This window comes from Streptomyces sp. NPDC048734 (assembly GCF_043198675.1).
GTDB lineage: Bacteria > Actinomycetota > Actinomycetes > Streptomycetales > Streptomycetaceae > Streptomyces.
In genome coordinates this window covers 441,771-453,512 of sequence record NZ_JBICUZ010000005.1, presented here as the reverse complement: position 1 = coordinate 453,512, position 11,742 = coordinate 441,771, and the positions used below count along the sequence as shown (strand labels likewise).

The 11,742-nt window shown below is 73.0% G+C and carries 10 protein-coding genes; 7 read left to right on the top strand and 3 right to left on the bottom strand.

Features of this window, described 5'->3' with window-relative positions:
• Positions 1 to 53: 53 nt before the first annotated feature.
• Complete coding sequence (locus ACGFQC_RS16905; RefSeq protein WP_363091939.1) at positions 54 to 776, top strand: class III extradiol dioxygenase subunit B-like domain-containing protein; 723 nt, start codon at positions 54 to 56, stop codon at positions 774 to 776.
• Between the two features lie 175 nt (positions 777 to 951).
• Here the strand turns inward: ACGFQC_RS16905 and ACGFQC_RS16900 are convergent, their stop codons facing one another.
• Positions 952 to 1,221, bottom strand: coding sequence for an antitoxin (locus ACGFQC_RS16900; RefSeq protein WP_363091938.1), 270 nt, complete (start codon positions 1,219 to 1,221; stop codon positions 952 to 954).
• Positions 1,222 to 1,245: 24 nt separating this feature from the next.
• A complete protein-coding gene (locus tag ACGFQC_RS16895) occupies positions 1,246 to 1,491 on the bottom strand; it encodes a hypothetical protein (protein WP_393288297.1) in 246 nt (81 codons plus the stop codon).
• A gap of 191 nt (positions 1,492 to 1,682) precedes the next feature.
• Between ACGFQC_RS16895 and miaA the strand changes: the two genes are divergently transcribed.
• The 6 genes from miaA to hflX all read left to right on the top strand — a co-directional run bounded on the left by miaA (position 1,683) and on the right by hflX (position 10,073).
• Positions 1,683 to 2,621 carry a tRNA (adenosine(37)-N6)-dimethylallyltransferase MiaA gene (miaA, locus tag ACGFQC_RS16890; RefSeq protein WP_363091936.1) on the top strand — a complete coding sequence of 313 codons (939 nt, stop codon included), beginning with the start codon at positions 1,683 to 1,685 and terminating at the stop codon, positions 2,619 to 2,621.
• Between the two features lie 108 nt (positions 2,622 to 2,729).
• Positions 2,730 to 3,341, top strand: coding sequence for a hypothetical protein (locus tag ACGFQC_RS16885; RefSeq protein WP_363091976.1), 612 nt, complete (start codon positions 2,730 to 2,732; stop codon positions 3,339 to 3,341).
• A gap of 68 nt (positions 3,342 to 3,409) precedes the next feature.
• A complete protein-coding gene (gene dapF, locus ACGFQC_RS16880; protein ID WP_363091935.1) occupies positions 3,410 to 4,279 on the top strand; it encodes a diaminopimelate epimerase in 870 nt (289 codons plus the stop codon).
• A gap of 298 nt (positions 4,280 to 4,577) precedes the next feature.
• Positions 4,578 to 6,782: an HD domain-containing protein gene (locus tag ACGFQC_RS16875; RefSeq protein ID WP_363091934.1), complete on the top strand. Its 2,205-nt coding sequence runs from the start codon at positions 4,578 to 4,580 to the stop codon at positions 6,780 to 6,782.
• Positions 6,783 to 6,909: 127 nt separating this feature from the next.
• Positions 6,910 to 8,445 carry a M1 family metallopeptidase gene (locus ACGFQC_RS16870; RefSeq protein WP_363091933.1) on the top strand — a complete coding sequence of 512 codons (1,536 nt, stop codon included), beginning with the start codon at positions 6,910 to 6,912 and terminating at the stop codon, positions 8,443 to 8,445.
• Between the two features lie 134 nt (positions 8,446 to 8,579).
• Complete coding sequence (gene hflX / locus ACGFQC_RS16865; RefSeq protein WP_363091932.1) at positions 8,580 to 10,073, top strand: GTPase HflX; 1,494 nt, start codon at positions 8,580 to 8,582, stop codon at positions 10,071 to 10,073.
• Between the two features lie 90 nt (positions 10,074 to 10,163).
• Here hflX and ACGFQC_RS16860 read toward each other — a convergent pair whose 3' ends face one another.
• Positions 10,164 to 11,387: a hypothetical protein gene (locus tag ACGFQC_RS16860; protein WP_363091931.1), complete on the bottom strand. Its 1,224-nt coding sequence runs from the start codon at positions 11,385 to 11,387 to the stop codon at positions 10,164 to 10,166.
• Positions 11,388 to 11,742 lie beyond the last annotated feature (355 nt).

Sequence of the window (11,742 nt, the reverse complement as noted above, 5' to 3'; positions counted from 1 at the left end):
CACGCCGGTGCCGGCGTGGGCGGTACCGGTGGCCCGGGGTTACCCTGCCGATCATGCTTGTCGCCGCCGCAGTCTGTCCCTGTCCGCCCCTGCTCGTGCCCGAGGTGGCCGCGGGCGCCGCGCCCGAGCTGGACGCCGCGCGTACCGCCTGCTCGGACGCGCTGTCGGTGCTCGCCGCCGCCCGGCCGGACCGGCTAGTGGTGATCGGCCCCGTGGAGGAGGCCGGGCGGGGCGCGTATCCCGCGGGCACGCCGGGATCCTTCCGCGGCTTCGGCGTGGATCTCGCCGTACGGCTCGGCGGGGCGGGCGCGGAGGCGGAGACGGCGTCCGGGCGCGACCTGCCGCCCTCCCTGGCCGTGGGCGCCCGGCTGCTGGAGCGGGCCGGCTGGTCGGACGCCCCGGTCGAGGGACTCGGCGTGGAGGAGTCCCTCGCGCCCGGGCGATGCGCCGAGGCCGGCCGGGAGATCGCCGCCCGGTCCGACCGGATCGCGCTCCTGGTGATGGGCGACGCGAGCGCCTGCCGCACGCTGAAGGCGCCGGGCTATCTGGACGAGCGCGCGGCCCCCTTCGACGCCGAGGCCGGGCGGGCGCTCGGCGCCGCCGACATCGCGGCCCTGAAGGCCCTCGACGCCGGACTGGCCCGTGAGCTGAAGGCGGCCGGGCGGGCCCCCTGGCAGGTGCTCGCGGGCGCGGCGCAGGACGCCGGCCTGTCCGGCACCCTGCTGTACGAGGACGCGCCGTACGGCGTCGGGTACGTGGTCGCGGCCTGGTCCTGACCCCTTCGGCCCCGCTGCGTGGCCGCGGCCCGGTCCGGTCCGGGCTCGGTTCGCCGCCCGGCGCCGCGGTCTCGGCCGCCCCGGCGTCGGCGCGCGGGGACCGGCGGACGGCCACGTGCGCGCACCGCGACCGTCCGTCTCCGTCCGTCTCCGTCGCGCCGACGCCGACCGTCGTTCAGGACGTCGGCGGAGGCGTGCTCGGGGGCGTGAACGTGTCGCCGCCCGCCCCCGGCTCGTCCTTGTGCGCGAGCCGGTCCACCGCGCCCTTGGCCTTGCCGGTGCCCGACTGGATCTTGCCCGAGTACTTGCTCTTCGTCCTCTCGTCGACGACGTGGGCGGCCTTGTCGATCCCGTGATGGATCCTGTCCCCGTGCTGTTGCGCGAGGCCGGACATCTTGTCCTTGGCAGGGTTGAGTCTGGCCTTCAGATTGTGCAAAAGACCCATGGGTCACCTTCCCTGGCGGGTCCGTCAGGTGCGGGCGCTCTCGCCGGCCTCATTGTCGGCCGCCTTGCCGGACGGCTGCTGCCGCGGGATGCCGACACCGTCCTCGGCGGATTCCTCCGCCCCGGCGCCGCCTCCGGACGAACCGGCCGGTGCCCCGGAGGTGACCGCCGTCTCCTGTGCGGCCGCTTCCTCCGTGACCGTCTCTTCCGTGACCGTCCCGTCCGCGTCCGCTTGCCGTGCGGCCTTCGACCTACGGAAAAGCCATGCCATAACGCCCATATTCACTCCATACGGTACTCGTGCGGGCGAAATCCCGCGTCGTCCGGTGCGTCCGTTCGCGTCACCGGGGCACGCCGCCCCGTGAACGGGCGACGGGAATCCCGCAACGGGCAACGACCTGGCGCGAGTCCTGTCACCTCACTCGTTCGAGGGCACGGGGTGACGTTTGGGAGACTGGTGCGGTGAGCAGCGCACCCCCCACCCCCCGGGTCATCGCCGTCGTCGGACCGACCGCGGCCGGAAAGTCCGATCTGGGCGTCTTTCTGGCTCGACGGCTCGGCGGCGAGGTCGTCAACGCCGACTCCATGCAGCTGTACCGAGGGATGGACATCGGCACCGCGAAACTGACGCCCGAGGAGCGCGGCGGCGTCCCGCACCACCTCCTCGACATCTGGGACGTCACCGTCACCGCCTCGGTCGCCGAATACCAGCGCCTGGCCCGGGCCCGCATCGACGCCCTGCTCGCCGAGGGCCGCTGGCCGGTCCTGGTCGGCGGCTCCGGGCTGTACGTCCGCGGCGCCGTCGACAACCTGGAGTTCCCCGGCACCGACCCCGAGGTGCGGGCCCGGCTGGAGGAGGAGCTGACGCTGCGCGGCTCCGGCGCCCTGCACGCCCGTCTGGCGGCCGCCGACCCGGAGGCGGCGCAGGCGATCCTGCCGAGCAACGGCCGCCGTGTCGTCCGCGCCCTCGAAGTGATCGAGATCACCGGCAAGCCCTTCACGGCCAATCTGCCGGGGCACGACTCCGTCTACGACACGATCCAGATCGGCGTGGACGTGACCCGGCCCGAACTCGACGAGCGCATCGCCCGGCGAGTCGACCGGATGTGGGACGCGGGGCTCGTGGACGAGGTGCGCGCACTGGAGGCGCGAGGCCTGCGCGAGGGGCGCACTGCCTCGCGCGCGCTCGGCTACCAGCAGGTCCTCGCCGCCCTGGCCGGCGAGTGCACCGAGGACGAGGCGCGGGCGGAGACGGTCCGCGCCACCAAACGCTTCGCGCGCCGTCAGGATTCCTGGTTCAGGCGCGATCCGCGGGTGCACTGGTTGAGTGGGGCCGCGGCGGACCTCGGGGAACTTCCGCAGCTCGCGTTGGCGTTGGTCGAACGACCGGTCACAGCCTGATCACGTCATGGCATCGGGACGCTCAGGCCGTCATCCGGGCCTCCGGCCCCGTGCCATCATCGAGCTTCGATCGACCAAGTGGAGTCCGAGTGGGGAGGGCGCGTGGCGATGGAGGCCGGCCCTCGTGACACCGCACAAGGCACCGAGCACGTCACCGGCGAGCACGGCGAACCGGAGCCGGCGGACGGCCGTCCGGGCCCCGCGGGAGCGGACGGCGCCGACGGCCCGGACGGCGACGGCGGTACGGGCAGCCCCGACGGCTCGAACGACATCGACAGCACCGACGACACGGACGGCATCGACGACATCGACGACACGGACGAGGCCGAGGACGGCGTGACCGCCGACGGTCCCGAGCCGGAGGAGATGTTCGCCGGCGGCCCGGAGGTCGAGGTCGAGCTGCGCCCCCAGCGCAGGCTGCGGATCTGGCAGCTCGCCCCCATCGTCGCCCTGGCCGCGACGGGCTCCCTGATGTTCGCCTTCCCGCTCGCCTTCGACTTCGGCGACAGCGGCGCCGTGATCGCCATGCTGGGCCTGCTGATCTGCTCCTGCGCGGCCGGCTGGGGAATGATGGCCGCCCGCCGCGTCGGACACACCTGGCCCGGCCTGCCGCAGCGCGGCTCCGGTCGCCGTCCCGACTGGCGGGTCGTCCTCGCCTACGTCGTCCTGGTCGCCGCGGTCGTGGTCCTGGCCGTCCTGCGGGTCGCGCGGCTGCGTTAGACCCCGCCGGCCCCCGTCCCGCTTCGCCGTCGGGCGGGACCGTCGTACCCACCCCGTACGATCGGGGGATGAGCACGCGGATCGCCTTCCTCAAGGGACACGGCACCGAGAACGACTTCGTGATCGTCCCGGACCCCGAGAACGCCATCGACCTCTCCCCGGCCGCCGTCGCCACCCTGTGCGACCGCCGCGCGGGCATCGGCGGCGACGGACTGCTGCACGTCGTGCGCTCCGCCGCGCACCCGGAGGCGAAGGACCTGGCGGCCGAGGCCGAGTGGTTCATGGACTACCGCAACGGCGACGGCTCGATCGCCGAGATGTGCGGCAACGGCGTCCGGGTCTTCGCCCGCTACCTCCGCCACGCCGGCCTCGTCCCCGAGGGCGACCTCGCGATCGCCACGCGCGCGGGCGTGAAGAGCGTGCACCTCGCCAAGGACGGCGACATCACCGTCGGCATGGGCCGGGCGCGCCTCCCCGAGGGCGACGTCACGGTCGGTGTCGGCGAGCGCAGCTGGCCCGCACGGAACGTGAACATGGGCAACCCGCACGCCGTCGCCTTCGTCGACGACCTCGCGCACGCGGGCGACCTGTACGCGCCGCCCCCCTTCAGCCCCGCCTCCGCCTACCCGGACGGGGTCAACGTCGAGTTCGTCGTCGACCGCGGCCCGCGGCACGTCGCGCTGCGCGTGCACGAGCGCGGCTCCGGCGAGACCCGTTCCTGCGGCACGGGCGCGTGCGCCGTCGCCGTGGCCGCCGCTCGCAGGGACGGCGCCGACCCGTCCGTCACCGGTATGCCGGTGACGTACACCGTGGATGTCCCCGGTGGGCGGCTCGTGATCACCGAGCGGCCCGACGGCGAGATCGAGATGACCGGTCCCGCGGTGATCGTCGCCGAAGGCGAGATCGACTCCGAGTGGCTGGAAAACGCCGCCCGCTGAGGGAGGCACGGCTTGGCATCGGAGGCCGTGGCGGCCCGGCGCGCACAGGAGCGCCGCCGGGGCCGTGGCTGTGGGTTCGAAATCAAGACCGACCCGGTGCCGGGCGGCGCAAAACCGTAAACCTCAAAGGCTTCGCTCGAATGGGTGATCCGTTTCACGCTCGGCGAGAGGCGGTCGGTCGGACGTGATGGGCTCGGTAGCATCAAGCACCGGCCCGGACGGGGGACTGTCGCCAGCCCCCCGAGCCGTGTCCGCCCTGGGGCACCCCGTCCGCCGGTCGACGCAGCCGGAGGTGCTCATGAGTGCGGAGGCCACGAATCCCGCGACCCCAGGCCCGGTAGTGCCTGCCGCGCCCCGCAGGCGCAGCCGCCCCCGGATCGACCTGCGGCGTCTGGGCCGGGCGGCCCTGCTCGGCCCCGCCTCCCGCGGCAGGCTGCCCGACGCGATCGGTCATGTGGCCGAGGCCCACCGCTTCCACCACCCGGACGCCGACCTCGAACCGCTGCGCCGCGCCTACGTGCTCGCGGAGTCCTCCCACCGCGGCCAGATGCGCAAGAGCGGCGAGCCGTACATCACGCACCCGCTGGCCGTGACGCTGATTCTGGCCGAACTCGGTGCGGAGACCACCACGTTGACGGCCTCGCTGCTCCACGACACCGTGGAGGACACCGATGTGACGCTCGATCAGGTCGGTGACGAGTTCGGCGCCGAGGTGCGCTACCTCGTCGACGGCGTGACGAAGCTGGAGAAGGTGGACTACGGCGCCGCCGCCGAACCCGAGACGTTCCGCAAGATGCTCGTCGCCACCGGCAACGACGTCCGCGTGATGTCCATCAAACTCGCCGACCGGCTGCACAACATGCGCACCCTCGGCGTGATGCGTCCCGAGAAGCAGGAACGCATCGCCAAGGTGACCCGCGACGTCCTCATCCCGCTCGCCGAACGCCTCGGTGTCCAGGCGCTGAAGACCGAACTGGAGGATCTGGTCTTCGCCATCCTGCACCCCGAGGAGTACGAGCACACGCGCAAGTTGATCGCCGACAACGCCTCGCGCGCGGACGACCCCCTCACCGAGTTCGCCGACGTGACGCGCGCGGTGCTGCGCGACGCCGACATCCAGGCCGAAGTCCTCATCCGGCCACGGCACTTCGTCTCCCTGCACCGCACCGCCCGCAAACGCGGACGACTGCGCGGCTCCGACTTCGGCCGCCTGCTCGTCCTCGTCAACGAGGACGCCGACTGTTACGCGGTCCTCGGTGAACTGCACACCTGTATGACGCCCGTGGTCTCGGAGTTCAAGGACTTCATCGCCGTCCCCAAGTTCAACCTGTACCAGTCGCTGCACACCGCCGTCTCCCTCCCCCGGGCCCGGACGGACTCGTCCGGGGGCACCCCCGCCGACGTCCAGGTCGCCGAAGTCCTCATCCGCACCCACCAGATGCACAAGGTCGCCGAGGCCGGAGTCGTCGCGCTCGGCAATCCCTACGCCCCGCCGGCGGAGGAGCAGGGCGCGCCCGACGGCGAGCGCGTCGACCCCACCCGCCCCGGCTGGCTCTCCCGTCTCCTCGACTGGCAGGAGGCGGCCCCCGACCCGGACACGTTCTGGTCCACCCTGCGCGAGGACCTCGCCCAGGACCGCGAGATCACCGTCTTCCGCCCCGACGGCGGCGCCCTCGGCCTGCCCGAGGGCGCCACCTGCGTGGACGCCGCGTACGCGCAGTACGGCGAGGACGCCCACGCCTGCCTCGGCGCCCGCGTCAACGGCCGCCTGGCGACCCTGAGCACCGTGCTGCGGGACGGCGACAGCGTCCAGCTCCTCATGGGCCAGGACCCCGCCTCCGAGCCCTCCAGGGAGTGGCTGGAGCACGCCCACACGCCTGCCGCGCGCATCGCCATCCAGCGGTGGCTCGCGGCCCACCCGGGTACGGACGGTGCGCCCGCCGAGGCCGACGGCACGAAGGCCGGCCCGGCCGGGCCCCCGTCCGACGGCGCCCCGGCCCGCCCCGCACCGGACGCCCCCGCGTCCGAGGTCCCCGCACCCCGCCCCGGCGCCGCGATCACCGTCGTCGACCGCCCCGACGCCGGAGTCCGGCTCGCCGGGTGCTGCACGCCCGTCCCGGCCGACGAGGTCACCGGCTTCGCCGTACGCGGCGGCGTGGTGACCGTGCACCGCGTGGAGTGCGCCGCCGTGGCCCGCATGACGCAGGCGGGGCGCGCGGTGGTCGACGTGCGCTGGGGGGACACCACCGAGTGCCGGGTCACCCTGTTCGCCGAATCGTTCGGCCGCCCCCACCTGCTCGCCGACCTCACCGAGGCGATGGCACTGGAGGGCGCCGAGATCGTCTCCGCGACCGTCGAACCGCCCAGCCAGCAGCGGGTCCGCCACACCTACACCGTCCAGCTCCCCGACGCGGCCCGGCTGCCCACCCTCATCCGCGCCATGCGCGACGTCCCCGGCGTGTACGACGTGGGGCGCGCGCACCACCAGGCGCCGTTCTCCTGATCCCCCGGGGCACGGCCTGGGGCCTTCCCGTCCCGTCCGTCACCGCACGTGCGCGTGCGCAACCCGTTCGGGTGGGCCGGTCGCGCGTCGGCGCCGCACGGGCGGGGCGCGCTGGTAGCCGTGGTGCATGCTGCTCTCCCCCCGCGCCCAGGCCCACCGGGCCGGCACCCGCCGGCCCCGCACCGCCCGCTCCCGCCGCCTCGCCTCCGCCCTCCTGGCCTCGGCCGTCTCCGTCTGCCTCGTCGCCGCGGGTGCCCCGCCCACCCCGCTCGGCGTCGGCGACCGCCTCTACCCCCACCTGGGCAACCCCGGCTACGACGTGGCGTCGTACGACCTGGCCCTCACGTATTCCGGAAGCAACGACGAACCGCTCCAGGCGGTCACCACGATCGACGGCTGGACCACCGACACCCTGGACCGGATCAACCTGGACTTCGCCCACGGCGAGGTCCGGTCCGTCGAGGTCGACGGAGAGCCCGCCGACTTCGCCACCGCGGGCGAGGACCTGGTGGTCACGCCGGCGCACCCGCTGCCCCGCGGCGACTGGATGCGCGTCACCGTGCGTCACACCAGCGATCCGGTGAGTCCCGACGGCCGGGACGGCGGCTGGCTGCGGACCGCGGACGGGCTCGCCATGGCCAACCAGGCCGACGCCGCCCACCTGGTGTTCCCGTGCAACGACCACCCCTCCGACAAGGCCATGTTCACCGTCCGGGTCACCGCGCCCAGCGGGTACACGGCCGTCGCCAACGGTCTGCCGACCGACGTCGACCGGGCGGGCCGCGCGACGACGTGGACGTACCGCACCCTGCACCCGATGGCCACCGAACTCGCCCAGGTCTCCATCGGGCGCTCCGCCGTCCTGCACCGCGAGGGGCCGCGCGGACTGCCCGTGCGGGACGTCGTCCCCGCCGAGGACCGCGAGGCCCTCGAACCCTGGCTGCGGAAGACCCCCGACCAGATCGCCTGGATGGAGAGCAAGGTCGGCCCCTACCCCTTCGAGACGTACGGCGTGCTCGTCGCCGACACCGCCACCGGCTTCGAACTGGAGACGCAGACCCTGTCCCTCTTCGAGAAGGGCCTGTTCACCGAGCCCGCCTACCCCACGTGGTACGTCGAGTCGATCATGGTGCACGAGCTGGCCCACCAGTGGTTCGGCGACAGCGTCAGCCCGCGCACCTGGTCCGACCTCTGGATCAACGAAGGCCACGCCACCTGGTACGAGGCCCTGTACGCGCAGGAGAAGGCCGACCGCACCCTTCAGGCCCGCATGAAGGCGGCGTACGGCGCCTCCGACCGCTGGCGCGCGGCCGGCGGCCCGCCCGGCGCCCCCAAGCCGCCGGCGCCCGGCCAGAAGATCGGCATTTTCCGTTCCAACGTCTACGACGGCGCGGCCCTGGTGCTCTTCGCCCTGCGCCAGGAGATCGGCCAGGAGGCCTTCGACCGGCTGGAACGGAGCTGGCTGAGCGAACACCGCGACGCCAACGCGGGCACGGCCGACTTCGTCCGCCTCGCCGCCCGGGTCTCCGGCCGCGACCTCGGGAGCTTCTTCCAGCACTGGCTGTACGACGAGAAGACCCCGCCGATGCCCGGCCACCCGGAATGGAAGCCGGTCGCGCCCGCCGGCAAGGCCACCGGACCCGCCGTCGAGGCCTCCGAATAAGGCGATGACGAGACGGGCCGTACCGTGCGACCATCGTCGGGTCGGCGGGGCACGGGACGCGGGAATCTCCCGGACTGCTCGTGCGTTGTGCAGTATGACCGCCGAACCGGCATCCCCAACGACGTAAGGACCCAATGACCTCCTCTTCTTCCCCTTCCCAGGACACCAAGCGCCTCGCGCACGACTACCCCGAAGGTCTTCGGGCCGATGCCCTGATGGAAGAGGACGTCGCCTGGAGCCTCGACACCGACGGAGACCGGGACGGCGACCAGCTCGACCGCTCCGAGCGGGCGGCCCTGCGCCGCGTCGCCGGTCTCTCCACCGAACTCGAGGACGTCACCGAGGTCGAGTACCGTCAGCTCCGCCTGGAGCGGGTCGTGCTCGTCGGCGTCTGGACCTCGGGGACCGCACAGGACGCGGACAACTCCCTCGCCGAGCTGGCCGCCCTCGCGGAGACAGCGGGCGCACTCGTGCTCGACGGCGTGATCCAGCGCCGCGACAAGCCCGACGCCGCCACCTACATCGGCTCCGGCAAGGCCGACGAGCTGCGCGACATCGTCCTCGAGACCGGCGCGGACACCGTCATCTGCGACGGTGAGCTGAGCCCGGGCCAGCTGATCCACCTCGAGGACGTCGTCAAGGTCAAGGTCATCGACCGCACGGCCCTGATCCTGGACATCTTCGCCCAGCACGCCAAGTCCCGGGAGGGCAAGGCGCAGGTCGCGCTCGCGCAGATGCAGTACATGCTGCCGAGGCTGCGCGGCTGGGGTCAGTCGCTGTCCCGTCAGATGGGCGGCGGCAAGGGCGGCGGCCTCGCCACCCGCGGTCCCGGTGAGACCAAGATCGAGACTGACCGGCGCCGGATCCGCGAGAAGATGGCGAAGATGCGCCGGGAGATCGCGGAGATGAAGACCGGGCGCGAGATCAAGCGCCAGGAGCGCAAGCGCCACAAGGTGCCCTCCGTCGCCATCGCGGGCTACACCAACGCCGGCAAGTCCTCGCTGCTCAACCGGCTCACGGGCGCGGGCGTGCTGGTCGAGAACGCCCTGTTCGCGACCCTCGACCCGACCGTGCGCCGGGCCGAGACCCCGAGCGGCCGGCTCTACACGCTGGCCGACACCGTCGGCTTCGTCCGTCACCTTCCGCACCACCTGGTCGAGGCGTTCCGCTCCACCATGGAGGAGGTCGGCGAGTCCGACCTGATCCTGCACGTGGTGGACGGCTCGCACCCGGCCCCGGAGGAGCAGCTCGCCGCCGTGCGCGAGGTGATCAGGGACGTCGGCGCCACCGACGTGCCCGAGATCGTCGTGATCAACAAGGCGGACGCGGCCGACCCGCTCACGCTCCAGCGGCTCCTGCGCAACGAGAAGCACTCCATCGCCGTCTCGGCCCGCACCGGCCAGGGCATCGGCGAACTGCTGGCGCTCATCGACGACGAGCTGCCCAGGCCGTCCGTCGAGATCGAGGCGCTGGTGCCGTACACCCACGGCAAGCTGGTCGCGCGCGCCCACGCCGAGGGCGAGGTGATCTCCGAGGAGCACACGGCGGAGGGCACCCTGCTGAAGGCACGGGTGCACGAGGAACTGGCGGCGGATCTCGCGCCGTACGTTCCCGCGCCGCTCGGCTGACGCGTCGGTTCACCCGAAGGCCCGCCCCCGCTCGTCGCGGAGGGCGGGCCTTCGTCGTGCGCCGGTCCACCGGCCGGCTCGTGCGCCGGTCTACCGGCCGGCGAACTTCTCGCTCACCGAGTCGTACACGCCCTTGGCCACCTCGCCCAGCCGCGGACCCGCGAGCCAGCCGGCGTCCACCGGGCCGATCGAGGTGTTGGACACCAGCGCGGGCTTGCCGTCCGAGCCCGCGGTCACCCAGCCGCCGCCGGACGAACCGCCGGTCATCGTGCACCCGATGCGGTACATCGTCGGGTCGGTGCCGTTGAGCGACAGCCGCCCGGGCCTGTCCTGGCACTGGTACAGCGTCTGCCCGTCGTACGGTGCCGCCGCCGGGTAGCCCGTCGCCGTGATGCTCTCCACCTTGGCCACCGCCGGGGCCGCGAAGTCCACCGGCAGCGCCGAACCGACCATTTCCTCCAGCGACTTGCCGGAGCCGCCCTCCTCGGGCGTCACGTGGATGACGGCGAAGTCGTACGCGGCGCCGTCGCCGCCGGTCTGCCCGCCCTGCTCGATCCACTGGTCGGACGTCTGCGCCCAGTCGCCCCACCAGACCCCGTACGGCGCCACCTCTTCCTTGGTCGCCGTCTGCAGCTTCGCGGCCGACATGCCCGAGTCGTTGTACGACGGCACGAAGGCGATGTTGCGGTACCAGCCGCCCTTCTTGCCGGCGTGCACGCAGTGGCCGGCCGTCCACACCATGTTGGACTTGCCCGGGTGGGCCGGATCCTGCACGACCGTGGCCGAGCAGACCATCGTGCCCTCGGGGGAGTCGAAGAACACCTTGCCCGCCTCGGGGGCGTTGGCGTGGTAGGTGGTCGGCACGGCCGCCGCGTCCACCGCCGTCGGCTCGGGGTCGGTCACACCCTGGTCGTCGGAGAGGTCGCTCTCGTCGACGCTGCGGTCCGGGTCCTCCGCCTCACGCATCCGGTCCGGGTCCCACAGGCCCTTGATGATCGGGTTGACGTAGTCCTGCGCCTCGCGCAGCCAGTCGTCCCTGTCCCAGTTCTTCCAGGCGCCGTTCTTCCACTTGTCCAGATCGATCCCGTGTTCCTTGAGCCGGTCCTTGATGTCGTCCGGGATCGTGATCTTTCCGTCGCCCGCGGCCGAGGCGGAGGCACCGGCCTGGTTGCCGGCGTCGGCGCCACCCGAGTCGCAGGCGGTCGCGGTGAGGACGAGCGCCGACGCCAGGGCGACGGCACCCAGAGCGGGGGAGGTTCTGCGTGAGGCGTTCCTCCCCCGCCGGGCGATGAAGGACGGCCGTATGGATCGCATGGTGTGACTCCCCGTGGTGTCAAGGAACTTGGAGCGGTGGCCGCGCACACCCCGGGAACTCGGCGTCCTCTCGTGCCTGGTTCGGGCGGGTCTCACGGCCGGGTGGGACGGCATCACACGATATGCGTTCGCTGTGGGGGAGCGCCGACGGAACAGCAACGGTTCCGTCACGGCAAGGATCTTGGGGCAACCCGTAACCCGCAGCACCGTCGGCGGTTGGTAGCCGTGGGGCGGCGGTCCGTGCGCGGTCCCCTTCCAGCGGGAATCCCCCGAGGGCCCGGTGTCGCCGCCCTCGGCCCGGCGCACCGGTCAGGACCCGGCGAGGGGAGCCCCGCGGCGCACCGACTCGCCTGTG

Coding starts and splice junctions, on each gene's coding strand:
- ACGFQC_RS16905 (WP_363091939.1), top strand. CDS start 54: ATGCTTGTCGCCGCCGCAGTCTGTCCCTGTCCGCCCCTGCTCGTGCCC.
- ACGFQC_RS16900 (WP_363091938.1), bottom strand. CDS start 1,221: ATGGGTCTTTTGCACAATCTGAAGGCCAGACTCAACCCTGCCAAGGAC.
- ACGFQC_RS16895 (WP_393288297.1), bottom strand. CDS start 1,491: ATGGCATGGCTTTTCCGTAGGTCGAAGGCCGCACGGCAAGCGGACGCG.
- ACGFQC_RS16885 (WP_363091976.1), top strand. CDS start 2,730: ATGGAGGCCGGCCCTCGTGACACCGCACAAGGCACCGAGCACGTCACC.
- dapF (WP_363091935.1), top strand. CDS start 3,410: ATGAGCACGCGGATCGCCTTCCTCAAGGGACACGGCACCGAGAACGAC.
- ACGFQC_RS16875 (WP_363091934.1), top strand. CDS start 4,578: ATGAGTGCGGAGGCCACGAATCCCGCGACCCCAGGCCCGGTAGTGCCT.
- ACGFQC_RS16870 (WP_363091933.1), top strand. CDS start 6,910: ATGCTGCTCTCCCCCCGCGCCCAGGCCCACCGGGCCGGCACCCGCCGG.
- hflX (WP_363091932.1), top strand. CDS start 8,580: ATGACCTCCTCTTCTTCCCCTTCCCAGGACACCAAGCGCCTCGCGCAC.
- ACGFQC_RS16860 (WP_363091931.1), bottom strand. CDS start 11,387: ATGCGATCCATACGGCCGTCCTTCATCGCCCGGCGGGGGAGGAACGCC.